This is a genomic window from Modestobacter sp. KNN46-3, assembly GCF_011039295.1.
Window position 1 is genome coordinate 1 of record NZ_JAAKGN010000019.1, and the last position, 25156, is coordinate 25156.

The window sequence follows — 25156 nt, forward strand, 5'->3', positions numbered from 1 at the left end:
CGGGCGCCGGCGCTGCGCCTGGCACCGGAGATCGAGGCCGCCTACGCAGCCATCGTGGCCAGCCACGTCCGGCTCATCACCGGGCTCAACAGCGAGATCGCCTCACTGCAGGCGGTGGTGGCCGAGGGTTTTGGCCGACACCCGGACGCTGACATCGTGACCAGCCAGCCCGGGCTGGGACCGATCCTCGGCGCCCGGGTGCTCGCCGAGTTCGGCGACGACCACACCCGCTACACCGACGCCAAGGCCCGCAAGAACTACGCCGGCACCTCACCGATCACCCGAGCCTCGGGCACCCGCCGGGTCGTGCTGGCCCGCTATGCCCGCAACAAGCACCTCGCCGACGCCACCCACCAGTGGGCCTTCTGCGCGCTCACCGCCTCACCCGGCGCCCGCGCCTACTACGACGCGATCCGCGCCCGCGGCACCGGACACCACGCTGCCCTCCGACAACTCGGCAACCGACTCGTCGGCATCCTCCACGGCTGCCTCAAGACCAGAACCCGCTACGACGAGGACACCGCCTGGCCCGCAATCACCGCGGCCGCGGCTTGACCTCCCGAACCATGGGATGTCTGAGGCCCCGCCGGTTGCCGGGACCCGGCAACCGGCGGCGGCGGACGGTGCCCGGTCATGGCGGTGCGGCCGCCCGGAGGACGGGCCACCGTCGGCGGACGGCGAGTGTCCATGGTCGGCCTCGCCCGTGGCCCGAGGAGGCGGCCGTGTCCACGTCCACCGGAGGCAACGGCGCCAGCTCGACCGGGGGCGTCCGGGCGTTGCGACTGCTGCTCGTCGTCCTGTACGTGGGGATCGCGCTGCCCGGGGCGCTGGTGACCCCAGTGCCGCGGATGCTGCTGCTGGCGCCGCTGGTCGGCGCCTTCGCCGCCGTCGTCGCCGGGCTGGTCGACCCCGGGTTCCCGGCGCAGCCGCGCGCGCGGCGGGTCGTGCTGGGGGCCTTCGCCGGTGCGGCGCTGACCGTGCCGTTCGCCAGCGGTGTCGGCCTCCTGGGGCCGTCCGGCGCCTGGCTGGTGATCGGCATGATCCTGCTGGCGGCGACCGTGGTCGGGTCCTGGATCGCCGAGTGCGACTCGGCACCGCTCCCGCTGTCGGACCCGCGGCGGGTGGCGGCGTTGCGTGACTTCGTCAGCGTGCTGTCCACCGAGGCGCTGATCCGCGAGTGGCGGGCCACCGGGACACCGCTGCAGGTGGCGACCGACCCGCAGGAGCGGGCAGCGCTGGTGCGGGTCCGTGGGCTCATCCTCGACGAGCTGGTCCGCCGGGACCCGGAGGCCATGGCCCGGTGGCTGGAGGACGGCGGACCGGCCGACCCCGGGACGGACGTGCGCCGGCAGCGGGGCCCGGCCGGCTGAGGGCCGCCGGCAGCAGGTCGCTGCCGGCAGCCCTCCTGCTCAGACCGTGAAGACGTTGATCAACCGGTTCAGCTCCCCGGAGAGCTGGTCGAGCTCCCGGGCGGCGCTCCGGGCGGAGTCGACGTCGGCCGCGGTGCGGTCGGCGTCGGTGGTCACGTCGTTCATCGTGTCGGTCACCGACGTGGCCCCGTCGGCCACCGAGTTGACGCTGCGGGACAGCTCGTTGGTGACCGCCGTCTGCTCCTCCACCGCGCTGGCGATGGTGGTCTGGTGGTCGTTCATCTCCCGGATGACCGCGACGATCTGACTGATCGAGCCGACCGCGGCGGTGGTGTCGGCCTGGATCGACTGCACCCGCTTGTGGATCTCCTCGCTGGCCCGCGAGGACTCCTGGGCCAGCTCCTTGACCTCGGTGGCGACGACGGCGAAGCCCTTGCCGGCCTCACCCGCGCGGGCCGCCTCGATCGTGGCGTTGAGCGCCAGCAGGTTGGTCTGCTCGGCGACCGCCGAGATGACCTTGACCACGTCGCTGATCTCGCGCGAGCTGGTGCCCAGGGCCGCGATCGCCGTCTCGGTGCTGGCGGCCAGCTCGACCGCACCCTGCCCGACGTTGCTGGCGTCGCTGGCGCTGCGGGCGATCTCCCGGATCGCCGACCCCATCTGCTCGGCGCCGGCCGCTGCGGAGGTGACCCCGGAGCTGATGTCGGCGGCCGCCTGGTGGGCGTGCCGTGCCTGGTCCCGGCTGCGGGCGGCCCGCTCGCTCAGCCCGTCGGCCACCCGGGCGACGCCGGAGGCCGAGACCGCGAGCGAACCGGCGGCGGAGCCGATGTCGCGGATCGTGCCGGCCACCTTGTCGACGAACCGGTTGAAGGCGCCGGCGAGCTCGCCCACCTCGTCCTGTGCGGAGTCGTCGACCCGCTGGGTCAGGTCGCCCTCGCCGTCGGCGATCTCGGCCATCCGCTGCCGCAGCGCCTCCAGCGGTGCGGTCAGCCGCCGCCCCAGCCACCAGGCGAGCGCCAGACCGGCGAGCCCGACCAGCAGCGCGGAGACGACCAGCGCACTGAGCATGGACGAGCGGCCGTCCTCCAAGCCCTCGACGGCGGCCGCGAAGTCGCTGTCCTGCGCGTCGACCACCAGCACCCAGTCCCAGGGCGCGTAGTAGCTGACCTGCACCGTGTGCGTGCCGGTCGCGGCGTCGCGGTAGCGGACGGTCGCCTGCTCACCCGGCTCCAGCCCGACGGCGGCCGCCACCACCTCCTGGATCCAGGGCTTGCCGTCGGCGTCCTGCGCCTCCAGCAGGGAGGTGCCCTCGGCCTGCCCGTCCTTGCTGATCAGCACCGTGCCGGCCCGGTCGCCGGTGCCACCGAGGGCCCAGACCGTGCCGTTCGCGCCGGCAGCGGTGGTCTGCAGGCTCTCCCGCAGCGCGGGCAGGTTCTCCTGCTTCACACCCACGTAGAGCATGCCGATGACCTGTCCGTCCGCGTCGAACAGCGGCTCGTAGGCGGTGACGTACCAGGAGTCGACGACGAACGCCGTCCCGCGGTAGGTCTGGCCGTTCAGCACGGCGGAGACGACGGGGCTGGGCGCGCCACCCGCGCCGACCGCGGGGATGTAGGTGCCGATCGCCCGGGAGCCGGTGGCGCTGACCACGTTCGTCGCGACGCGGAGCATGTCCCCCGCGCGGTTCATCCGCTGGAAGACCGTCGCGGTGCCGCCGACCAGCTCCTGCACCTGGTCCACGACCGGGGTGGGCGCCGCGACGTCGGCGTTCTTGCCCAGCCACGTCCCGCCGACCTCGACGCGGGGAAGCGCGACGGGGACGACCTCGCCGGTCACCTGGTTCTTCGCATCCCAGGCGACGGTGTTGCGGGTGGCCGAACCGAGCCCGAAGCCGCCGGCCTGCTGCAGCACGTAGCCGGCCACCTCCAGGTCGTTGTCGACGGCCGCGGCGATCGAGTCGCCCTGGCTGGAGACGACGTCGTACACGCCGTCCGCGGTCTGCTCGATGCTGTGCTGGACCATCTCCTGGACGTCGGCCTTGGCGGCGTCGGCGAACTCGCCGCTCTGCCAGGCACTCACCCCCAGCATGGCCGCCGCGGTCACGGTGACGCTGGCCACAGCCAGTGCCACCACCTTCGTCCTGATGCCCCTGCGCACGTGTGCTCCCTGGCCCGCTTCCCCGGGCGGGAGAGATCCCCGCCTCGAACGGGGTCATCGGCAGTCGAGTGGATCTTCGGTACCGGCCGGCGTCCGGGTGCGTCCCACCAGCCGGACAGGAGTTCTCGGAGGGGGTGCGGCGCGCCGTACGCTCAGGGGGTGAGCCTCCCTGAACCCGCCGAGCTCCTGCCGGACCTGGACCGGTGGCGGGGACTGCCCGCCGCCCAGCAGCCGGAGTGGCCCGACCGGGCCGCCGTCGACGCCGTGCTGTCGACCCTGTCGAGCGTGCCGCCCATCGTGGCGCCGGCCGAGGTCGACACCCTGCGCCAGCAGCTGGCCGACGTCGCCCAGGGCAAGGCGTTCCTGCTCCAGGGCGGCGACTGTGCCGAGACCTTCGACCTGAACACCGAGCCGCACCTGCAGGCGACCACCCGCACGCTGCTGCAGATGGCCGTCGTCCTCACCTACGGGGCGAGCGTGCCGGTGGTGAAGGTCGGCCGGGTGGCCGGGCAGTACGCCAAGCCGCGTTCGTCCAACACCGACGCCCTCGGGCTGCCGTCCTACCGCGGCGACATGGTCAACTCGCTGAACCCGGTGCTGGAGGAGCGGATCCCCGACCCGGGCCGGCTGGTGCGCGCCTACGCGAACTCGGCGGCGGCGATGAACATGATCCGCGCCTACGCCCGCGGCGGGCTGGCCGACCTGCACGCCGTGCACGACTGGAACAAGGACTTCGTCGCCAGCTCGCCGGCCGGGGTGCGCTACGAGGTCATCGCCCAGGAGATCGACCGGGCGCTGGCGTTCATGAAGGCCTGCGGTATCGACGACGCGGCGCTGCGCGGGGTGGAGCTCTACAGCAGCCACGAGGCGCTGATCCTGGACTACGAGCGCGCGCTGACCCGGATGTACGAGGGCCGCCCGTACGCGCTGAGCGCGCACTTCGTCTGGGTGGGGGAGCGCACCCGGCAGATGGACGGTGCGCACATCGAGTTCGTCTCCAGGCTGGCGAACCCGATCGGCGTGAAGATCGGTCCGGGAACCACGCCGGAGCAGGCCACCGAGCTGGTCGAGCGGCTGGACCCCGACGGTGTCCCCGGCCGGCTCACGCTGATCAGCCGGATGGGCAACGGCAAGATCCGCGACGTCCTGCCCGGCATCGTGGAGAAGGTGACCGCCAGCGGCCACCAGGTGGTGTGGCAGTGCGACCCGATGCACGGCAACACCCACGAGTCGCCCAGCGGCTACAAGACCCGGCACTTCGACCGGGTGGTCGACGAGGTGCTCGGCTTCTTCGACGTGCACCGCGGGCTGGGCACCTGGCCCGGCGGCATCCACGTCGAGCTCACCGGTGAGGACGTCACCGAGTGCCTGGGCGGGGCCATGGAGATCAGCGACGCCGACCTGAACAGCCGCTACGAGACCGCGTGCGACCCGCGGCTGAACACCGGCCAATCGCTGGAACTGGCCTTCCTCGTCACCGAGATGCTGCGCGGCTGATGTACGGGATCGACACCGACGGCCCGGCCACCCGCGGCGACGCGGTCGACCTGCGTTCGGACACGCTCACCCGGCCGACCCCGGCCATGCGCCGGGCCATGGCCGAGGCGGAGGTCGGCGACGACGTCTACCGCGAGGACCCCACGGTCAACTCGCTGGAGGAGCGGGTCGCCGAGCTGTTCGGCCACGAGGCCGCGTTGTTCGTGCCGTCCGGGACGATGGGCAACCAGATCGGGCTGCGGCTGGTCTGCGAGCCCGGCCAGGAGGTGCTCGGGGACGCCGACGCGCACGTGCTCACCTACGAGATGGGTGCGGCGGCGGCGCTGTTCGGGCTCTCCTCCCGCACGGTGGTCTCCGAGGGGGGCCGGCTGTCGGCCGACCAGCTGATCGCCCAGGTGCGGCCGCACGGCGACTGGCACCTCACCGCGACCGCGGCGATCGCCGTGGAGAACACCCACAACCGGGGTGGCGGGCTGGTGCAGCCCCTCACCGAGCTGGAGCGGCTGTTCGCCTGGTCCCGCACCGCCGGGGTGAACGTGCACCTGGACGGCGCCCGCGTGTTCAACGCGTCCGTGGCCTCCGGCGTCCCGCTGGCCACCTACGGGCGGCTGGCCGACACCGCGTCGGTGTGCCTGTCCAAGGGGCTGGGCGCGCCGATCGGTTCGGTGCTGGTCGCGAACGCGGAGCGGATCGCGGCTGCCCGGTTGTGGCGCAAGCGGCTCGGTGGCGGCATGCGCCAGGTCGGCGTGCTCGCCGCGGCGGCCCACCATGCGCTGGACCACCACCTCGACCGGCTGGCCACCGACCACGAGCACGCGCGGCTGCTCGCCGAGCGCCTCGGCGTCGACCCCACGACGGTGGAGACGAACATGGTGGTCGTCGACGACGTGCCGGCCCCGGCCGTCGCCGAGGCCGCCAAGGCCCAGGGGGTGCTGGTCGGCCAGGTCAGCGCACGGCGGGTCCGGCTGGTCACCCACCTGGACGTCGACCGGGACGGCGTGGAGCGGGCGGCCAAGGTGCTCACCCAGGTGATCGGCGACCTCACGGGCCACTGAGGCGGCCACCTCCGGGCGAGACCTGATCGTCACCTGGGGACCTCTCGCGCGCAGGTGATCACGACTGCCAGAGTGGTGCCCTCGCCCGCGCCCGCGGTCGAGACCACGTCGCCGTCGACTCGAAGAGGTCTCCCGTGCCAGAAGTCGAACCAGCCCTGGGCACCACACCGCTGTTGCTGATCGCCGTGGGCGCCGTCGCCGTGCTGCTCGTGTTGATCATGAAGTTCAAGGTCCACGCCTTCGTGGCGCTGGTGCTGGTCAGCCTGCTGACCGCGCTGGCGACCGGGATCGCCATCGGGGACGTCATCGACACCATGCTGGCCGGGTTCGGCTCGACCCTGGCCGCGGTCGCGCTGCTGGTCGGGCTGGGCGCGATGATCGGCAAGCTGCTGGAGGTCACCGGCGGCGCCACCGTGCTGGCGGACTCGCTGATCAACCGGTTCGGGGAGAAGCGGGCACCGCTGGCCCTGGGCGTCGCGTCGCTGCTGTTCGGCTTCCCGATCTTCTTCGACGCCGGCTTCGTGGTCTTCCTGCCGATCATCTTCAGCGTCGCCCGCCGGTTCGGTGGCTCGGTGCTGCTCTACGCGCTGCCCTCGGCGGGCGCCTTCGCGGTCATGCACGCCTTCGTGCCGCCGCACCCGGGGCCGGTCGGCGCCGGCGACATCCTGGGCGCCGACATCGGGCTCCTGGTCGTCGTCGGCCTGGTCATCGGCCTGCCCACCTGGTTCATCTCCTGCTACCTGTTCAGCCGGTGGATCGGCGGGCGGGTCATGGTGCCGATCCCGTCCACCCTCGCCGGTCGCAAGTCCGAGGCCGACGACCCCCGGGTCGACACCGACGTCGACGACGCGGGCGGTCCGGACGGCCGTGGCCCGGGTGGCCCGGCAGGCACAGGTGGCGGCGCCACCGTGGCCGCCGGCACGGCGACGTCGACGGACACCCGGACCGGGCCGCCGAAGTTCAGCACCGTGCTGGCCCTGCTGCTCCTGCCGCTGGTGCTCATCCTGCTCAACACCGGCTTCAACACGCTGGCCACGGCCGGGGCGGTCGACGGGGACGCCGGGTGGCTGGACTGGGTGACCCTGCTCGGCCAGACGCCGGTGGCGCTGCTGATCACGCTGCTGGTCGCCGCCACGGTGCTCAGCCGTGAGCGGTTCTCCCGCGCGGAGACCGAGGACCTGCTGAACTCCTCGATCGGTCCGGTCGCGGCGATCATCCTGATCACCGGCGCCGGCGGCATGTTCGGTGGGGTGCTGCGGTCCAGCGGCATCGGCACCGCGCTGGCCGACAGCCTGGAGTCGATCGGCCTGCCGGTGATCGTCGCGGCCTTCGTGATCGCGACCTGCCTGCGGGTGGCCCAGGGCTCGGCGACGGTCGCGCTGCTGACCACCGCCGCGCTGATCGCCCCGGCGGTGGCGGAGAACGACCTGTCCCGGATGGACACCGCGCTGGTGGTCATCGCGATCGCCTGTGGCGCCACCGTGCTCTCGCACGTCAACGACTCCGGGTTCTGGCTGGTCGGCCGGTTCCTGGAGATGGACGTGAAGACGACCCTGCGCACCTGGACGGTGATGGAGACCCTGATCGGGGTGGTCGGTTTCGTCATCGCCTGGGCGCTGAGCCTGGTCTTCTAGCGGCCCGTCGCGACCGGGGCCGGGCCGCCCGCGCGAGCGGACGACCCGGCCCCGGGTGTGGCGGGCGGACTCACCAGGTGCTGAACAGCAGGTCGTTGTCCTCGGTGCGGGTCGTGGGGACCGCGTCCTTGGTGGTCGCCGCGGTGATCGCGTCGGCCACCGTGGCCGGGGAGGCGGCCGGGTCGCCCTGCAGGTAGAGCGCTGCGACGCCGGCCACGTGCGGGGTGGCCATCGACGTCCCGCTGATCGTCCTGGTGGCGGTGTTCGAGGTGTGCCAGGCGCTGGTGATGCCCACGCCGGGTGCGAACAGGTCGACACAGGCGCCGTGGTTGCTGAACGACGCCGGCGCGTCGGTCCGGTCGGTGGCGCCGACGGTGAGGGCGGCGTCCACCCGGGACGGCGAGCCGGCGCACGCGTCCTGCGGGACGCCGGCGGCGTCACCGTTCCCGGCTGCGACGGCGTAGCTGACCCCGTCGGCGATCGAGCGCTGCACGGCCCGGTCCAGCGCGCTGCTGGCGCCACCGCCCAGGCTCATGTTGGCCACCGCGGGGGCGCCGGCCGGGTGGTGGGCGGTGACCCAGTCGATGCCGGCGATGACCCCGGCGTTGGTGCCGCTCCCGGCGCAGTCCAGCACCCGGACGGCGACCAGCCGCACCCCCTTGGCCACCCCGTACCGCGAGCCGCCCACGGTGCCCGCGACGTGCGTGCCGTGCCCGTTGCAGTCGTCGGCCCGGCCGCCGTCCACCGCGTCGTACCCGGAGACCGCGCGGCCACCGAGGTCACCGTGTCCGAGCCGGATGCCGGTGTCGATGACGTAGGCGGTGACGCCCGCGCCGGTGGCGGTCCAGCTGTAGGAGCCGCTGAGCGGCAGCGTCCGCTGGTCGGTGCGGTCCAGGCCCCAGGTGGCACTGGACTGGGTGGCCTGCAGCTGCACCGGGGCGTCCCGCTCGACGGCCGCGACACCGGGCAGCGTGGCGAGCCGGTCGGCCACCTCGGGGCGCAGCGTGACGGCGAACCCGTTCAGCGCCGCGGTGTAGACGTGGTCGACGTGGCCACCCAGCCGGGCGGTGGCCAGGGCGGCGACGGAGGACGGCACCGAGCCGGGGGTGAGGCTCACGATGTAGGTGGCCGGTGCGCCCGGCGCTGCGGCGGCGGTCCCGGCGGTGAGGCCGATGCCGCTGACGGTGAGGGCGGCCACGGCGGCGGTGGCCAGGGTCCTGCGGATCTGCACGGTGGTTCTCCTCGTTCCGGGGACATCGCAGCCAGCTGCGGATCCGACACGGAGAGTGAAACCACTGGGTGTCGATTCTGGAAGCTCCCGGGCCGTGGGATCGATTGCGGACGGCGTTTCCCGCCACCCGGGCGAGTCGCGGTCAGCGGGGGACGAGGCCGCCGTCGCGCAGTGCGCAGAGCAGGGCGATGTCCTTGGCGTGGCCGTCGTCGGCGCTGGGGGTCTCCACGACCACCGGCACCCCGGCCATCGCCGGGTGGGTGAGCAGCTCGGCGAAGGGTGCTGCGCCGATCGAGCCGGCCCCGATGGTGGTGTGCCGGTCGCGGGTGGAGCCGCACCCGTCCAGCGAGTCGTTGGCGTGGACGAGCCCCAGCCGGCCCGGGCCGACGGTGGCCTCCAGCGCGTCCAGGGTGGCCGCCATGCCGCCCGGGGTGGCCAGGTCGTGCCCGGCGGCCCAGGCGTGGCAGGTGTCGAAGCAGACTCCGACGGCGGGATGGTGGTCCAGGGCGGCCAGGTAGGGGCCCAGATCCTCGACGGTGGCCGCCAGCGACCTGCCGCCGCCGGCGGTGGGCTCGATCAGCAGTCGGGGTGCACCCTCGGGCAGCTCGTCGAGCACCGGCAGCAGCCGCTCGTGCAGCTGGGCCAGCGCCGCGTCGTACCGGTCGGCGCCCACCGCCGAACCGGCGTGCACGACCACGCCGGCGCACCCGAGCTGGGCACCCCGGGCCAGGTTGTGCCGGATGGTGGCGACCGACTGCTCGACGGTGGCCTCGTTCGGCGACCCGACGTTCACCAGGAACGGCGTGTGGATGAACGACGGCACCCCACGCTCGGTGCACCCGGCGGTGAACGCGGCGTCCTGCGCCGGGTCGCCCGTACTGGGTCGCCACCCGCGTGGGTTGCCGACGAACACCTGGACGGCGCGGGCGCCCACGGCGTCGGTGTAGGCCAGCCCGCCCTTGGCCAGGCCGCCCTTGATCTGGATGTGCGCCCCGATCGCGGGCAGCACGGCAGGAGCTGAGGTCACGGAGCGCAGGTCACCCGAATGTCACTCACCCGAAGGTCACCAGGATGGTGACCGACGAGCCCAGGTCGACGACCTCGCCGGCCCCGGGGGTCTGCCGCAGCACCTGGTTGCCGAAGAACTGGGTGACCTCGGCCTCCAGGCCGGCCTCCTCGAGGGTGGCGATGGCCTCCTCGCGGTTCTTGCCGGTGACGTCGGGGACCGCGACCTGCGGCAGCCCCTCGGACACGGTGATCGTCACCCGGCTGCCGTAGGGCTGCTCGCCCGCACCGGGGCCGGGGCTGACCGCCATGACCGCGCCGGTCGCGACGTCGGCGCTGCGGCCGGTGGCCCGCTCGACCGTGAAGCCCAGCTGCTCCAGGTTGCTCTCGGCGGCGTCCGGGCTCTGGCCGACGACGTTGGGCACCGCGACCGGCGCGCGGCCGGAGGAGACCACGACGGTGACGGTGTCACCGCGCTTGAGCTCCGTCCCCGGCACGGGGTCGAAGCGGATCACGTCGCCCTCGCCCACCTCGTCGCTGTAGGCCTCCACGGTGCTGAAGGCCAGGTCGGGGAACTGGGTCTGCAGCTGGGCCAGGACGGCGTCGGCGGGCTGGCCGGCCAGCGTCGGGTCGACCGCGAACCGCTCCGGGCCCTTGGAGACGACCAGCTCCACGTCCGAGCCGCGGATCGCCTCACCCGCGGCCGGGTCGGCGGTGATCACCGCACCGAGCGGCACCGTCTCGCTGAACTGCTCCTCGGCGAGGACCGGGTCCAGCCCGGCCTCCTGGAGCAGCCCGACCGCGGTGTCCTGGTCCTTGCTGAGCAGGTCGGGGACCTCGGTCCAGCGCCCGACGCCCAGCCACCAGCCGATCGCACCGATGGTCACGGCGAGCAGCAGCACCACCGCGATGCCCAGCTGGGCGCGGCGACGGCGGATGTGCGGCGGGACCCCGGGGCGGACGACGGGCGGGCGCGGGCCGATGCCCGGGCGCGCGCCGCCCACGGCGGTGGTCGGCCCGGCCCCCATGCCCGGCAGCACCGTGGTGCCCCGGCCGCGCTCCACCGGGCCGCCGAGGACCTCGGTGTGGGGCTCACCGCTGCGCCTGCCCGGCGCGCTGGGCTGCCGGGGGCGTGGTGCGGTCGGGCGGTTGGTCGGGCGAAGCGTGGCGGGGTTGTCGGCCGGCAGACCGGTGGGCACCGGGACGCGGGCCAGGCCCAGGTCGGCGCGCAGGTCGGCCAGCTCGGCCAGGAAGGCGCCGGCGTCCAGCGGCCGGGCGGCCGGGTCGCGCCGGGTGGTGCGGGTGACCAGCTCGTCGACCTGCCAGGGCACCGTCGCCACCTCGGCCGACGGAACGGGCACGTCGTGGTGCACGTGCTGGTAGGCGACCGCCAGCGGGGTGTCACCGGCGTAGGGCGGGTGGCCGGTGAGCAGCTCGTAGAGCATCACGCCGGCGGCGTAGACGTCGCTGCGGGCATCGCTGCGGCCGCGCTCGAGCTGCTCGGGGGAGAGGTAGGCGACCGTGCCGATGAGGACGCCGCCGGTGTGGCTGGTCTGCCCGGTGCCGGCCACCGCGCGGGCCAGCCCGAAGTCGGCGACCTTCACCTGGCCGTCGGTGGAGATGAGCACGTTCTCCGGCTTGATGTCGCGGTGGACGATCCCGGCCCGGTGCGCGGCGGTCAGCCCGGCCAGCACCGGCTCCAGGACGGCGAACGCCTCGGCGACGGTGAGCCGGCCGCGGGCCTGCAGCAGGTCGCGCAGCGTGCGGCCGCGCACCAGCTCCATGACCAGGTAGACCAGGCCCTGGTCGCTGCCCTGGTCGCTGACCGACACCACGTTGACGTGGCTGAGCATCGCGGTGGCCCGGGCCTCCCGGGTGAACCGGTCGACGAAGGCGGGGTCGTGCGCCAGGTGCTCGGCCATCACCTTGACCGCCACGGTGCGGTGCAGGCGGAGGTCGGTGGCGGCGTAGACGGTGGACATGCCGCCACGCGCCAGACGCTCCTCGAGGCGGTAACGCCCCTCGAGGACGAGGCCGACCACGGGGTCGGTCACGACGGTCTCCACGCCGGCGAGTCTAGGAGCGGATCGTGGTGCGCGGCCCGAACGACGCGTGCTGCCAGGTCACGGTCTGGACTCCAGGGACCTGGAGTGACCAGGTGGACGCGTGGGGTCGCCGGACCTGGTCGGTCCGGGGCGCCGGTGGCCAGCGGGGCGGCTGGGGCCGGACGGCGCGCCGGCCCGCTGTTCAGCGGCCGGGCCACGGCCGGACGACGGTGTCGCGCGGCACCGCCCGGACGTCGTCGACTCCGCACAGGGCCATGGTGTGCGCCAGTTCCTCGCTCAGCCCGTCGATCACCCGGGCCACGCCGTCGGCACCGCCGGTGGCCAGCCCCCACACCGTGGGGCGGCCCAGGAAGACCGCCCGCGCGCCCAGTGCGAGGGCGGTGAGCACGTCCGACCCGTTGCGGATGCCCCCGTCGACGTAGACCTCGACCTCGTCCCCGACCGCATCGACCACCTCCGGCAGCGCCTCGGCACTGGCGATCGCCGGGTCGGCCTGCCGCCCGCCGTGGGTGGAGACCCACACCGCGGCCGCGCCGGCGGCCACGCAGCGGGCCGCGTCGTCCCCGCGCAGCACGCCCTTGACCACGACCGGCAAGCCGGAGACGTCGGCGAACCGGCCGATGTCGGCGAAGGTCCAGGTGGGCGTCTCGGCGGCGGCCAGCGGCGGCTGCGGCCCGGTCACCGGCGGGTGGTTGGCGAGCCGGAGCCCCGCGGGCAGCGCGAAGTCGTGCCGCAGGTCGCGGTGCCGGCGACCGAGGACCGGCAGGTCGACGGTGAGCACGAGCGCTCCGTACCCGGCCCGACCGGCGCGGCGGGCCAGCTCGTCGGTGTGACCGGGGGAGTGCAGCCGGTAGAGCTGGAACCAGCGTGGCCCGGCCGGCCGGGCTGCGGCGACCTCCTCCAGCGAGGTGGTCGCGCTGGTCGACACGGTCATCAGTGCGCCGGTCGCGGCCGCGCCGCGGGCGGTGGCCAGCTCGCCGTCCGGGTGCGCCATCGCCTGGTACGCCCACGGCGCGACCCCGATCGGGGTGGCCACCTCCGCACCCAGCAGCGTGGTGCCCAGCTGTGCGGTCGCGATCCCGCGCAGCACCCGGGGGCGCAGTCGCCACGACCGCCAGGCGGCCGGCGCCTCGGCCAGGGTGGTCTCGGTGCCGGCGCCACCGGCGTAGTAGTCCGCGACGTCGGCCGGCAGCAGGTCGCGGGCCTGCGCGGCGAGCGCGTCGAGGTCCAGGTACGGCGGCTCGCGACCGGGGGCGTCCGGTGTGGCTGGTACCTCGGTGCCCCGCTGGGGCTGACTCAGCCGGGGACCGTTCGCCGGGGCTCCACTGTGCGCCATAGGCTCGCAGCCTATGGACACGTTCACCCCCGCGGAGGTCGCCGAGCAGCTCGGCGTCTCGACCAACAAGGTCCGTCAGCTGATCGCCGAGCGGAAGCTCATGGCCGTGCCCGGCAGCGGCAACAGCAAGATCCCGGTGGACTTCGTCCAGGACGGGGTGATCCTCAAGCACCTGCCCGGTCTGCTCACCGTGCTCTACGACGGTCGGTTCACCGACGAGGAGGCCTTCGAGTGGCTGTTCCGCGAGGACGACTCGCTGCCGGGGACGCCGGTGCAGGCGCTGCGCGACGACCGGCACACCGAGGTCACCCGCCGGGCCCAGGCCCTCGCGCTGTAGACCTGGCGCGGTAGCCGCCGGCTGACCGGGCACCTGCCCTACCGGACGCTGGTGGTCGCCGTCCGGGGGCCGCCGACCCTGGCCAGCTGGGCGGCGGTCAACCGGCGGGCGAACACGGCCAGCCGCCGTGGCCGGGACACCCGGACCCGGCGGTCCAGCACCCGGTGGTCGGCGCGCTCGATCTCGGTGAGGATGCCGCCGTAGAGGGCGGTGGCCGCGCGCACGCAGTCCCGGGACTCCCGCGCCAGCATCGGGGTGCCCGGTGCCGCGTCGTCGTAGCGGCGGCGGGTGACCGCGACCATCTCCCGCATCAGCGCGGCGAAGCCGGGGGAGTGCCGCTTGGCGGCCAGCTGCTCGCGGGTCACCCCGTGTGCGGCCATCAGGTCCGCCGGCAGGTAGACCCGGCCGCGGTCGACGTCCTCGGCGACGTCCCGCAGGAAGTTGGTCAGCTGGAAGGCCTCGCCCAGGGCGATGGCGTGCGGCGCGGCCTCCTCCCGGGTCACGCCCGGCGCGGTGCCGAGCACCGGCAGCACCTGCAACCCGATCACCGAGGCCGAGCCCCACATGTACCGGTCCAGGGCCGCGAGGTCGGCGTAGCCGGTGACGTCCAGGTCGCTGGTCATGGCGGCGAGGAAGTCGACCAGGTGTTCCATCGGGATGCCGTAGCGGCGGTAGGTGTGCACCAGGGCGAGCCGGACCGGGTCGTCGGACCAGCCGGTCCGGACTTCCTCCAGCGCCGCCGTCGACCAGGCCAGCAACTCGCCCTCGGGGTCCCGGCCGGGCTGGTCGGCGCCGACGTCGACGATGTCGTCGGCGACCCGGGCGGCGGCGTAGAGCGCGTGGACAGCCGCCCGGCGGTCCGGGGTGAGCAGCCGGGTGGCCAGGAAGTAGGACTTGCCGTGCTCGGCGGCGATCCCGCGACACACCGCGTACGCCGCGTCCAGCGTGGCCTGCTGCTCCTCGCGGCTGGTCGGTGGGACGGCGGTCATGCCGGCACCGGACCGGTGATCCGCTCGGCGGCGAGCCGGCCGCTGATCACCACCATGGGGACGCCGACGCCCGGCTGGACCGACGAACCGGCCAGGACGACGTTCTCCGGACCCCCGCGCGGCAGGGTCGAGGGGCGGAACGGCCCGGTCTGCCCGAAGGTGTGCGCGAGCGCGAACGGGGTGCCCGCGGCCATCCCCTGGGCGGCCCAGTCGACCGGGGTGAGCAGCTCCTCGACCTCGATCGCCTCGCTGACCCCGGTCCAGCCCCGTGCCTCCAGGGTGGCCAGCAGCTCCTCGCGGTAGCGGGGGGCCAGCGCCGGCCAGTCCAGGTCGGGGTTCCCGCCACTGCGCGGGTCGAGGTTGGGGGTGGGCGCGACCACGCTGATCACCTGGCCTCCCTCGGGGGCCAGTGAGCGGTCGGTCACCGACGGCATGCTGATCAGGAGGCTGGGGTCGCTCATCGGCCGGCCGTCGCGGGTGAGCTCGGCGAACACCTGCTCCCAGGCCGCGCCGAAGCTGATCGTGTGGTGCGCCTGGCCGGGCAGCTCGGCCCGCACGCCCAGGTGCAGCGCCACGCAGGACGGCGAGTAGACCGGGCGCCGCGGCCCACGCAGGCCGGGCACCAGCCGGTGCGGGGCGTCGGCGGTGACCACGACGGCGTCGGCGGGCAGCAGGTCGCCGTCCTCGAGTGCCACCCCGGTGACCCGGCCGCCGGCCAGCTCCAGCTGGGCGACCTCCGTGCCGTAGCGGAACTCCACCCCGGCGTCGGCGGCGGCCGCGGCCATCGCCCGGGGGACGGCGCCGATCCCGCCCTGCGGGTGCCAGACGCCGGCCCCGATGTCGAGCTGGGCGATGACCGCGTAGGCGGCGATCGCCCGGAACGGGGAGACGCCGGCGTAGAGCGCCTGGAAGCTGAACAGCCGGCGCAGCCGGTCGTCGGTGAAGGCGGCCCCGACGTGCTTCGACAGCCGGCGGAACCCGCCGCGGCGGGCCAGGGCCAACAGCTCGGGGCCCAGCAGGTCCAGCGGGGAGTCCAGGTTGCGGTCGATGAAGGTGCGCAGCTGCAGCTCGTAGAGCTCGGCGAGGTCGTCGAGGTAGCGGAGCAGGGCGGCGGCCTCGCCGGCGCCGCACAGCCGTTCCACCTCGGCGGCGAAGGCGGTGCGGTCGGCGTGCACGTCCAGGTGCGACCCGTCGGCGAACTGGGCCCGGTAGGTGGTGTCCAGGGGGGTGAGGGTCAGCCGGTCGGCCATCGTCTCGCCGACCGCGGCGAAGGCGTCGGCGACCAGGTCGGGGGCGGTGAACACCGAGGGCCCGGTGTCCAGCGCGTACCCGGCCCGCTCGACGCGGCCGGCCCGCCCGCCGGGGCCGGGGCAGCGGTCGACGACGGTGACCTCCCGCCCGGCGCCGCGCAGCCGCAGCGCCGCGGACAACCCGGCCAGGCCCGCGCCGATCACCACGACCCGGTCGGTACGCCCCGGCACGGTGCGCAACTGACGGTTCAGCAGGGCCCTCGTCATCGTTCGCCCCCACCGAAATGGCCATCTTGGTGGCTCGTGCGGGCGGTCACGCGGTGCGGGTGGTCGCGGCGACGGCGAGCGAGTCGAGCGCGGTGCGGGCCTCGTCGCTGATCGGCGCCGCGGCGATGGCCGCCCGGGCCACCGCGGTGCGGTCGGCGATCCGGTCCTCGACCCGGGCGCGGGCGCCGGTGTCCTCGAGCAGGGTGCGCAGGGCGGCGAACTGCTCAGCGCCGGCGTCCGGGTGGCCCAGGGCCCCGGTCAGCAGTCGTCGGCCGGCCTCGTCGGCGCGCTCCTCGGCCAGCGCGATGAGCAGCGTCTGCTTGCCCTCGCGGAGGTCGTCGTCGACGGACTTGCCGGTGACGGCCGGATCGCCGAAGACGCCCAGCACGTCGTCGCGGAGCTGGAACGCCTCGCCGAGCGGCAGGCCGATGGCGGTGTAGGCGTCGCCGACGTCCGGGCCGGCGCCGGCGATCGCGGCACCGAGCTGCAGCGGCCGCTGCACGGTGTAGCCGGCGCTCTTGTACCGGGCCACGGTCAGTGCGCCACCGGGCCCGGGCAGCCCGCCGTCGGCGCGCAGCAGGTCCAGGTACTGCCCGGCGGTCACCTCGGTGCGCATGGTGTCCCAGACCCCGCGGGCGCGGGCCAGGACGGGTGCGGAGATGCCCGACCGGCGGAGCAGCTCGTCGGACCAGACCAGCGCCAGGTCGCCGACGAGGATCGCAGCGCCGACACCGAAGCCGGCGGCGTCGCCGTGCAGGCCCGCGTCGCCGTGCCGGGTCGCGAAGCCGATGTGGGTCGCCGGGCGGTTGCGGCGGGTCAGCGCGCCGTCCATCACGTCGTCGTGGACGAGCGCGCTGGCGTGCACGAACTCCAGGGCGGCGACGGCGCGCAGCACGTCGGCGTCGGCCTCGGCGACACCGGCCGCGCCGGCCGCGGCCCCGCGCCAGCCCCAGTAGGCGAACAGCGGCCGCAGCCGCTTCCCGCCCTCGGCCAGGGCACAGACCTCGTCGACGACCGGGACCAGGGAGTCGTCCATCGCAGCCAGCGTCTGCCGCTGCTCGGCCAGGAACCCGGCCAGCGCGGCGGCGACCGCCGCGCGGACCCGCTCGACGTCCGCGGCCCCCGGCGGAGCCGGGACCCGGGCGGGTGGCTGGCGGTGCTGCGTCCCGGCGGTCACCGGGCAAGTATCGCCCGCGGTGATCGGACGCCGCCCGTTCACCCTGGCTGGTGCGGCCGTGGTCTCCATCGGGCCTCCTCCTCCTCCACCGCCGCGCCGGTCCGCCGTCTCGCGGGCCGTCCGCCGGCCGTCCGGGTTCCTTCGTCCGCGACCCCGCGGGTGGATGCACCGCTGCCGGTGGGCGTGTGCGGCGGTCGCTGCACGGCCGGGGAGCCGCCCGCCCGTAGGCTCGCCAGTCATGACCGGCACCGTGCGCGAGCTGCTCCAGACCGAGCGGCCCACCTGGTCCTTCGAGTTCTTCCCCCCGCGGGACGCCGCGGCCGAGACGCAGCTGTGGACGGCGCTGCGCCAGCTGGAGCAGCTGCGGCCCTCGTTCGTCTCGGTCACCTACGGCGCCGGCGGGTCGACCCGCGAGGGCACCGTGTCGGTGACCGAGCGCATCGCCACCGACACCACGATGCTGCCGATGGCCCACCTGACCGCGGTCGACCACAGCGTCACCGAGCTCCGGCACGTGGTGAGCCGGCTCGCGGCGGCGGGGGTGCGGAACCTGCTGGCGCTGCGCGGCGACCCGCCGGGTGCCGACCCGCAGGCGGAGTGGGTGGCCCACCCGCAGGGCCTGCGCTACGCCGCGGAGCTGGTGGAGCTGATCAAGGGCATCGGCGACTTCTCCGTCGGCGTGGCCGCCTTCCCCGAGCGGCACCCGCGCTCGGCGGACTTCGACTCCGACACCGACATGTTCGTTGCCAAGTGCCGGGCCGGTGCCGACTTCGCGATCACCCAGATGTTCTTCCGGGTCGAGGACTACCTGCGGCTGCGGGACCGGGTCACGGCCCGCGGCTGCGACGTGCCGGTCATCGCCGGGGTGATGCCGGTGACCAACGCCCGGCAGATCAGCCGGATCGTGCAGCTGTCCGGGCAGGCGTTCCCGGTCGAGCTGGCCGAGCGGTTCGCCGCCCTGGACGGCGACCGCCCCGAGGACAAGCGCGCGGTGCGGGCGCTCGGCGTCGAGGTGGCCACCCAGATGTGCCGGCAGCTGCTGGACGAGGGCGTCCCCGGCATCCACTTCATCACGATGAACCGGTCGACGGCGACGCGGGAGGTCTACACCAACCTGGCCGGCGCGGACCTGGTCAGCTGAGCAGCTCCTCGGCCTCCAGCGCGGCCCGCCGCAGCCCCTCTCGCTCGGCGGCGTAGCCACCGGCGACCCCGACGACCGGGAACTGGGCCAGCGCCCGGTGCCGCAGCTTCCCCTTCGGCCGGGCGTCCAGGGCGTCGTCGATCCGGCTGAGCAGCCGGGCGGCCCGCCACAGGCTCCGGGCCGCGCCGCGTGCCCCGGACCGATCCTCGCCCAGCGCCTCGTCGACGTAGACCCCACGGGTCCGGTCCAGCAGCGGCTGGACCCGGTCGGCGGGCAGGTCCCGGTCCAGCAGCACCCGGGCCAGCAGCGACACCCGGGCCGCCGGCTCGGCCAGGCCGTGCTCGCCGGCCACCCCGAGGACGACCAGGGCCTGGACGGCGGAGCCGACGGTGTTCTGCAGCGGCAGCAGGTCGACGAGCTTGCCGGCGAAGCGCGGTGCGGCCGAGACGCCGGCGGCCACCCGGCTGACCTGGTCGGCCCACCAGGCGGCCCGCTCGGCGGGCGGCAGCTGCGGAGGGCGCCCCAGTCGCCGGGCCAGGGGGCTGAGCCCACGGTCGACGCGGCGGAGCACGTCGACGACGACGGCGTCGCTGATCGGAGCGGCCATGGGGAGACCGTAGGGGGCCGCTGGTGGACCGGCGCGCTGCGTCGGCGCAGACAGCACCACCACCGAGGACGTCACCAGTCAGTCCCTCCCCCAGGCCTTGCCCCGCCGCAGCAGCCACCAAGCGGCGGTCAGGGCGATGGCCGTGGAGGCGACCCAGCCGAGCGGGGGTCCGGCCAGCGGCACGTCGGTGTCCTCGGTCGCGGTGACCAGCAGCAGCACGGCCGCCACCCCGACCGCGGTGCCCAGTTGAGCCGCGGTGTTCAGCATCCCCGCGGCGGTGCCCTGGAGCGGCTCGGGGACGGCGGTCCCCTCGGTGGTGGCGGCGACGGAGGAGAGGCCGAGTCCCAGGCCGGAGACACCCACGGCGACGGGGACCAGCCACGGCCAGGTCGGTGCGCCCAGCAGGAGCCCGTTCCCGACCGCGACGACGGCGAGGCCGACCCCGGCCGTGGTGCGAGGGGTGTGGCGGCGCATCACGGCCTTCGCCCGGGAGGCGCCGAGCACGACCAGGACGCTGAACGGCAGCAGGGTCAGGCCCGCGACGGTCGGGCTGCGGCCCTGGGCGTCCTGCAGCCACACGGTCGCGACCGTCACGGCCGAACTGGTGGCTGCGGTGTTGGCCAGCGAGGCGGCCGCGCCGGTGGTGAGCGCCCGATCGCCGATCGCGGCAGCGGGTACGAGTGGGTCCGCCGCCCTCCTCTCGACCGAGGTGAACCACCCCGCGCAGAGGACCGCGACCATCAGCACCGCCCCACCGGCGAGGGCCCGGTCGGGCCGTTCGAGCATCGAGGCCCCCAGCACGAGGGCGGCGACGGCGACGGCGAGGAGCAGGCCTCCCGGCACGTCCAGCGGACCCGCACGTCGAGGTGCGGTGGTGGGGACGTGCCGCCGGACGGCGACCAGAAGCGCGGCTGCCAACGGGAGGTTGATCCAGAACAGGCTGCGCCAGCCGACGGCGTCGGTCAGCACACCGCCCAGCAGGAGGCCGCTGGCGCCGGCCGCAGCTCCGGATGCGCTCCAGGCCGCCAGCGCGCCGCGACGGGCGTCCTCCTCCTCGGTGACGGCGGACAGCAGCCGGAGAGCGGTCGGCACCGACAGCGCGGCCGCCGCCCCGAGCGCGCAGCGGCCGGTCACCAGCACGGCCAGACCGGGCGCTGCGGCGGCCGCCAGGGACGCGGCGGCGAAGAGCAGCAGGCCGGACTGCAGGACCCGACGGTGGCCGAACCGGTCGCCCAGTCTGGCCCCGAGCATCAGCAGCGCACCGAAGAAGACGGCGTACACCGGCACCACCAGCGACACCGCCGATGCCGATGCGCCGAGGTCGGCCAGCATCGCCGGCGCGGCGGAGATGACGATCGTGGTGCCCAGGACGTCGACGAACTGCACGGCGCAGAGCGTGATCACCGCGACGTGCGGCGAGCGGTGCACGTGCATGGGAGCTGTGCGGTCGTCAGCCGACACCGCCGTCACCGCCTTCTTCATCGTTGAAGTGCGACCATTCAACGCATGTCCGGTCGGCCAGCGCAACGGGTGACCATGCACCAGGTCGCCGCGGAGCTGGGGGTGTCGGCCAAGACGGTGTCCAACGCCTACAACCGACCCGACCAACTCTCCGCGGACCTCCGGGAGCGGGTGCTCGCTGCTGCGGAGCGGCTGGGCTATCCCGGCCCCGACCCGGTGGCGGCCGGGCTCCGGCGCGGTCAGGTGGGCGCGATCGGGGTGGCCTACGACAACGGGCTGTCCTACGCCTTCGCCGACCCCGTGTCCCTCGAGCTGCTGACCGGCATCTCCTCCGTCGCGGAGCCTGCCGGTGCCGGGCTGCTGCTCATCCCGGGCTCGGCCGATCCGCGTCGCCGGGTCGCGGCGGTGACCGGTGCGCTCGTCGACGCACTCATCGTGTCGTCCCTGTCCGATGACGACCCACTGCTGGCCGCGGCGATCACCCGGCGGTTGCCCGTCGTGGTCATCGACCAGCCGTCGCCGGCGCGGTTGGCTGAGCTCGGTGCGCCCGGCACGTCCTGGGTCGGCATCGACGACCGCGCGGCCGCTGAGGCGATCTGTGCGCACCTGCTGGACCTGGGGCACCGACGGTTGGCCGTCGTCTCGTTCGGCATGCACCGGGAGCCTATCGAGCGAGGCCTGGTCGACGAGGCCGCGCAGCGTTCGGCCACCTACGCGGTCACCCGCGACCGCCTGGCCGGATACCGGGCGGCTGCGCAGCGGGCCGGCATCGACTGGTCGACCGTCCCGGTCTTCCACGGCCCCGACAGCACCCCCGCGGAGGGCGCCGCCGGGGCGGCTGCGGTCCTCGCCGTCGAGCCGCGCCCGACCGCAGTGATCTGCCTGAGCGACCGGCTGGCCGAAGGCGCACTGCGGGTGTGCGCGGGCCTGGGGCTCGCCGTGCCGGCGGACGTCTCCGTCGTCGGTTTCGACGACGCGACCACCGCCCCCGGACTGGGGTTGACGACCGTCGCGCAGGATGCCCGCCGGAAGGGCGAGATCGCTGCGGACCAGTTGCTCGCCGCAGGTGGGCGGCGGGCCGCGGGACCGCGGTGGCTGGACACCCGCCTCGTCGTCCGCGGGTCCTCCGGCCGGGTGGGTCGGGTCTGAGCGGGACCGTCAGCCCTGGCGGAGGCGGGCGCAGTCGGCCTGGTCCAGCTCCACCGGCGGCCCGGCGGCCAGCTGGGCGAGCACGATCGCCTGCACCAGCCCGTCGGAGGGCAGCTGGCCGTGCGAGACCTCGGCGTCGGCGCAGACCGACTGCACGGGCAGGTTCAGCGCCCCGTCCAGCTCGGCCGACTCCGGCGGCGTGACGGTCCCGTCGAGCGTCGTCCACACCGACACCCAGGTCGGCCCGGCGGGCGTCTCGTCACCCGCGTTCAGGTCGGCGAGCAGCGGGCTGCCGGTGGTCATCTGCTGGCAGGCGTCCGGACACTCCGCCGCCAGGAAGCGCGCGGCCAGGTCGGCGACGGTGGTGCCGTGGTGCGGGGAGCCCAGGGTGAGCACCCGCCGGGCCTGGTCGGCGCCGCCGTCCGCCGCCCACAGCCGGGCGACCACCCCGCCGGCGGAGTAGCCGACGACGTCCACGCTCTCGGCGCCGGTGCGCGCGAGCGCCTCGTCGACCGCGGTGCCCAGCACCGCTGCGGAGGCGGCCAGGTCGCCGGTGCCGTCGTCCGGCACCGGGACGACGGTGGCGTCCCGCCCGCTGGCGGTGAGCCGGTCGGCGAGGGGCTGCAGGGAGCTGACCGAGCCGCCGTAGCCGGGCACCAGCAGGACCGGGCCGGGGGTCAGCTCCGCGACGGCGGCCGGCCGCGCTGCGTCGTCCGGGCCGGTCAGCCGGAGGACGGCGAGGGTCGCGACGGCCACCACCGCGACCAGGGCCAGCAGCAGGAGGGCGAGGCGGCGGCGGGCGGGGGAGAGGCCGGCGAGCACCAGCCCACTGTCCCTGCTCACGCCGACGGCGCCACCGGCTGCAGCGCATCGTGGTGGACTGCACACCGTGCTGAGCCGCGACGAGTACCTGGAGGCCTGGTCGCGGTGGCACGGGGGCACCGACCCGGCCGACAGCCGGCTGGTGCGCGGCTGGCTGTCGCTGGCCTACGCCCTCGCGGTGCCGCTGGCCCGGCTCTCCCCGCTGGTGGCCACCGCGCTGGGCCTGCTGGTCGCCGCCGCCGCGATCGCCCCGGCCGCTGCCGGCGGGGCCTGGCTGATCGTGGCCGGGCTGCTCATCGGGCTCTCCGGGCTGCTGGACTCCCTGGACGGCGCCCTGGCCATCGCCGGCGGGCGCGCCTCCCGGCGCGGGTTCGTGCTGGACTCCGCCGTCGACCGGCTGACCGAGGTCGGCTACGCCGTCGCCTTCTGGGTCGCCGGCGCCCCGGGCTGGCTGGCCGCGGCCTTCGGTGCGCTGTGCTGGCTGCCGGACTACCTGCGGGCGCGCGCCGGGCAGGCCGGCGTGCACGAGACCGGGGCCGTGTCGGTGTGGGAGCGGCCCACCCGGGTGGCCATGGCGGCGCTCGGGCTGGTCGGTGCCGGGGTCGTCTCGCTGCTCGACGTGCAGCTGGGCGGTGTCGACGCCGTCGTGCTGGCCGTGACCTGCGCGGCGGCGGTGGGCTGCCTGCTGGGGGTGGTCGGGACGGCGCAGCTCGGCGTCCAGCTGCGCCGGGCGCTCGGCGACTGACGGCGGCTCACCCCCACGGGGGCCACCGCGGGCAGGGACGTGCCGCGGCTCCTACGCTTGTCCCCGCCCCGGTGACCGTTCCCGGTCGGGGTCCGCTGGCCGATGACGGCCGCATCCTCCGGAGAGAGTCGCCCCCATGCCCGTCGTCGTGACCGGTTCGATCGCCACCGACCACCTGATGACCTTCCCCGGCAAGTTCACCGACCAGTTCGTCGAGGGGAAGATGGAGAACGTCTCCCTCTCCTTCCTGGTCGACGACCTGGTGCAGCACCGCGGTGGCGCCGGCGCCAACATGGCCTACGGGCTCGGGCTGCTGGGACAGGGACCGGTCCTGGTGGGCGCGGTGGGCAACGACTTCGCCGACTACGACGCCTGGCTGAGCCGGCACGGCGTGGACACCGGCAGCGTGCGCTGGTCCGAGCTCAAGCACACGGCCCGCTTCGTCTGCACCACCGACGCGGCGAACAACCAGATCGCGTCCTTCTACTCCGGCGCCATGTCCGAGGCCTCGCTGATCGAGCTGGCCCCGGTGGCCGCGCGCGTCGGCGACCTCGACCTGGTGATCGTCGGGCCGAACGACCCGACGGCGATGGTGCAGCACACGCAGGAGTGCCGGCAGCGGGGCTACCCGTTCCTCGCCGACCCCTCCCAGCAGCTGGCCTGGGCCGACGGCGAGATGATCCGTGACCTCGTCGACGGCGCCGACCTGCTGTTCACCAACGAGTACGAGCACGCGCTCCTGCTGCAGAAGACCGGCTGGGACGACGCCGAGGTGCTCGCCCGGGTGGGCACCTGGGTCACCACCCAGGCCGCCAAGGGGGTGCGGGTCGAGCGGGCCGGGGAGCCGACGATCGAGGTGATCGCCGTCCCGGAGACCAAGCCGGTGGAGCCGACCGGCGGTGGGGACGCGCTGCGCGCCGGGTTCGTGGCGGCCCGCCAGTGGGGGCTCGGCATCGAACGCGCCACCCAGGTCGGGTCCGCGGTCGCCACCGCCGCGGTCGAGGTCATCGGCACGCAGGAGTACACGCTGCCGCGGGCGCCGTTCCTGGAGCGGTTCGCCGAGGCGTTCGGCGCCGACGCCGCCGACGAGGTCGCCCCGCACCTGCCGGGCTGAGGTAGGACCCCGCTGCCCCAGCGCTCACGCTGGGACCCGGCAGCGGGGCCACCGTGCTGGGCGGACGTCACCCCCCGCGGAGGCGGTCGCCGATGTCGGGGTCCTCGGTCCAGCTGCGGTAGGGGATCCGGCGGATCTCCTTGACCTCGCCGATCGTCGACCACTCGTTGCCGCCGAGCCGGGCCAGCGGCTGGAGCTCCTCGATCCGTGGTCGGCCGTCCCGGACGGCGCTCTCCCACGCCGAGACGTGCACGACCCGGCCGAACACCACCGTGCTGTCGCCCAGCCGCAGCGTCGCGTGCAGGGTGCACTCCAGGGTGACCGGCGACTGGGCGACCCGCATCGTGGCGACCCGGTCGCTGGGCTCCAGGGTGACCCCGGTGTGCTCGGCCTCGCTCTGGTCCGGCGGGAAGTCGGTCGCGGTGGCGTTGACCTGCTCGAACAGCGCCTCTGGCGCGAGGCTGATGGTGAACTCGCCGCTGTCCTCCACGTTGCGCAGCGAGTCCTTGCGGCCCACCGAGGTGAACTGGACGACCGGTGGGTCGACGCAGGCCACCGTGTAGAAGGAGTGCGGTGCCAGGTTGTGCACCCCCTCCGCCGAGCGGCTGCAGACCCAGGCGATCGGCCGGGGCACCACCACCGAGTTCAGCACCCGGTAGAAGGCGCCCGTCTCCATCTCCGCCGGGTCGAAGGAGACGCGCGGCGGACTGCTCTGCTCGGTCACCGGCCCATCGTCGCCGACCGCG

At 74.8% G+C, this 25156-nt stretch carries 22 protein-coding genes; 10 read left to right on the plus strand and 12 right to left on the minus strand.

Annotated features, from left to right (window positions below; translation table 11 throughout):
• Positions 1-555: transposase (locus G5C62_RS06785; protein WP_164700414.1), on the plus strand; the 555-nt coding region annotated here is incomplete at its 5' end.
• Between the two features lie 167 nt (positions 556-722).
• Positions 723-1370 carry a hypothetical protein gene (locus G5C62_RS06790; RefSeq protein WP_036334886.1) on the plus strand — a complete coding sequence of 216 codons (648 nt, stop codon included), beginning with the start codon at positions 723-725 and terminating at the stop codon, positions 1368-1370.
• Between the two features lie 39 nt (positions 1371-1409).
• Here G5C62_RS06790 and G5C62_RS06795 read toward each other — a convergent pair whose 3' ends face one another.
• Complete coding sequence (locus G5C62_RS06795) at positions 1410-3503, minus strand: methyl-accepting chemotaxis protein (protein WP_241175744.1); 2094 nt, start codon at positions 3501-3503, stop codon at positions 1410-1412.
• A 183-nt stretch (positions 3504-3686) separates the two neighbouring features.
• On the opposite strand from G5C62_RS06795, the gene G5C62_RS06800 reads away from it, so the two are divergent.
• The 3 genes from G5C62_RS06800 to G5C62_RS06810 all read left to right on the plus strand — a co-directional run bounded on the left by G5C62_RS06800 (position 3687) and on the right by G5C62_RS06810 (position 7713).
• A complete protein-coding gene (locus G5C62_RS06800) occupies positions 3687-5024 on the plus strand; it encodes a class II 3-deoxy-7-phosphoheptulonate synthase (RefSeq protein WP_164700416.1) in 1338 nt (445 codons plus the stop codon).
• Entirely contained in the window at positions 5024-6079 is a 1056-nt protein-coding gene (locus G5C62_RS06805) for a low specificity L-threonine aldolase (RefSeq protein WP_164700417.1), read from the plus strand. The genes G5C62_RS06800 and G5C62_RS06805 overlap by 1 nt, the downstream gene beginning before the upstream one ends.
• Before the next feature lie 134 nt (positions 6080-6213).
• On the plus strand, positions 6214-7713 hold the full coding sequence (locus G5C62_RS06810) for a GntP family permease (RefSeq protein ID WP_164700418.1): 1500 nt from the start codon (positions 6214-6216) through the stop codon (positions 7711-7713).
• Between the two features lie 70 nt (positions 7714-7783).
• Here the strand turns inward: G5C62_RS06810 and G5C62_RS06815 are convergent, their stop codons facing one another.
• The 4 genes from G5C62_RS06815 to G5C62_RS06830 form a co-directional block, all read right to left on the minus strand.
• Complete coding sequence (locus G5C62_RS06815) at positions 7784-8944, minus strand: S8 family peptidase (RefSeq protein ID WP_164700419.1); 1161 nt, start codon at positions 8942-8944, stop codon at positions 7784-7786.
• A gap of 142 nt (positions 8945-9086) precedes the next feature.
• Positions 9087-9971, minus strand: a complete 885-nt coding sequence (locus tag G5C62_RS06820; protein ID WP_241175745.1) for a deoxyribonuclease IV — start codon at positions 9969-9971, stop codon at positions 9087-9089.
• 25 nt (positions 9972-9996) lie between these two features.
• Positions 9997-12015, minus strand: a complete 2019-nt coding sequence (locus tag G5C62_RS06825; protein WP_164700420.1) for a Stk1 family PASTA domain-containing Ser/Thr kinase — start codon at positions 12013-12015, stop codon at positions 9997-9999.
• Between the two features lie 181 nt (positions 12016-12196).
• The gene (locus G5C62_RS06830; RefSeq protein WP_164700421.1) at positions 12197-13351 is read right to left on the minus strand and encodes an alpha-hydroxy acid oxidase; all 1155 of its coding nucleotides are present in this window, start codon (positions 13349-13351) and stop codon (positions 12197-12199) included.
• A 13-nt stretch (positions 13352-13364) separates the two neighbouring features.
• Here G5C62_RS06830 and G5C62_RS06835 point away from each other — a divergent pair, with 13 nt between their 5' ends.
• Complete coding sequence (locus G5C62_RS06835) at positions 13365-13688, plus strand: Rv2175c family DNA-binding protein (RefSeq protein ID WP_036336920.1); 324 nt, start codon at positions 13365-13367, stop codon at positions 13686-13688.
• A 38-nt stretch (positions 13689-13726) separates the two neighbouring features.
• Here G5C62_RS06835 and G5C62_RS06840 read toward each other — a convergent pair whose 3' ends face one another.
• Genes G5C62_RS06840 through G5C62_RS06850 form a run of 3 tightly spaced genes read right to left on the minus strand, consistent with a single transcriptional unit; the run spans position 13727 to position 17371 of the window.
• Entirely contained in the window at positions 13727-14677 is a 951-nt protein-coding gene (locus tag G5C62_RS06840) for a phytoene/squalene synthase family protein (protein WP_164700422.1), read from the minus strand.
• Positions 14674-16194, minus strand: a complete 1521-nt coding sequence (crtI, locus tag G5C62_RS06845; RefSeq protein ID WP_164700423.1) for a phytoene desaturase family protein — start codon at positions 16192-16194, stop codon at positions 14674-14676. Before crtI ends, G5C62_RS06840 begins: the two co-directional genes overlap by 4 nt.
• A 46-nt stretch (positions 16195-16240) precedes the next feature.
• Positions 16241-17371, minus strand: a complete 1131-nt coding sequence (locus G5C62_RS06850) for a polyprenyl synthetase family protein (RefSeq protein ID WP_206330505.1) — start codon at positions 17369-17371, stop codon at positions 16241-16243.
• 238 nt (positions 17372-17609) lie between these two features.
• Here G5C62_RS06850 and metF point away from each other — a divergent pair, with 238 nt between their 5' ends.
• Positions 17610-18512 (plus strand): methylenetetrahydrofolate reductase [NAD(P)H], encoded by a 903-nt coding sequence (gene metF, locus G5C62_RS06855; RefSeq protein WP_036336927.1) that lies wholly within the window; start codon positions 17610-17612, stop codon positions 18510-18512.
• Here metF and G5C62_RS06860 read toward each other — a convergent pair.
• Positions 18505-19119, minus strand: a complete 615-nt coding sequence (locus G5C62_RS06860) for a hypothetical protein (protein WP_164700425.1) — start codon at positions 19117-19119, stop codon at positions 18505-18507. The two genes, metF and G5C62_RS06860, sit on opposite strands and share 8 nt — an antisense overlap.
• A 78-nt stretch (positions 19120-19197) precedes the next feature.
• Positions 19198-20601 carry an MFS transporter gene (locus G5C62_RS06865; RefSeq protein WP_164700426.1) on the minus strand — a complete coding sequence of 468 codons (1404 nt, stop codon included), beginning with the start codon at positions 20599-20601 and terminating at the stop codon, positions 19198-19200.
• A gap of 24 nt (positions 20602-20625) precedes the next feature.
• Here G5C62_RS06865 and G5C62_RS06870 point away from each other — a divergent pair, with 24 nt between their 5' ends.
• Positions 20626-21729 (plus strand): LacI family DNA-binding transcriptional regulator, encoded by a 1104-nt coding sequence (locus G5C62_RS06870; RefSeq protein WP_036336932.1) that lies wholly within the window; start codon positions 20626-20628, stop codon positions 21727-21729.
• 9 nt (positions 21730-21738) lie between these two features.
• Here G5C62_RS06870 and G5C62_RS06875 read toward each other — a convergent pair whose 3' ends face one another.
• Positions 21739-22572, minus strand: coding sequence for a lipase (locus tag G5C62_RS06875; RefSeq protein WP_241175746.1), 834 nt, complete (start codon positions 22570-22572; stop codon positions 21739-21741).
• Positions 22573-22618: 46 nt separating this feature from the next.
• Between G5C62_RS06875 and G5C62_RS06880 the strand changes: the two genes are divergently transcribed.
• The gene (locus tag G5C62_RS06880) at positions 22619-23296 is read left to right on the plus strand and encodes a CDP-alcohol phosphatidyltransferase family protein (RefSeq protein ID WP_164700427.1); all 678 of its coding nucleotides are present in this window, start codon (positions 22619-22621) and stop codon (positions 23294-23296) included.
• A gap of 136 nt (positions 23297-23432) precedes the next feature.
• Positions 23433-24410 (plus strand): carbohydrate kinase family protein, encoded by a 978-nt coding sequence (locus G5C62_RS06885; protein ID WP_036336934.1) that lies wholly within the window; start codon positions 23433-23435, stop codon positions 24408-24410.
• A 67-nt stretch (positions 24411-24477) separates the two neighbouring features.
• Here G5C62_RS06885 and G5C62_RS06890 read toward each other — a convergent pair whose 3' ends face one another.
• Entirely contained in the window at positions 24478-25134 is a 657-nt protein-coding gene (locus G5C62_RS06890) for a flavin reductase family protein (protein WP_241175747.1), read from the minus strand.
• Between the last annotated feature and the right edge of the window lie 22 nt (positions 25135-25156).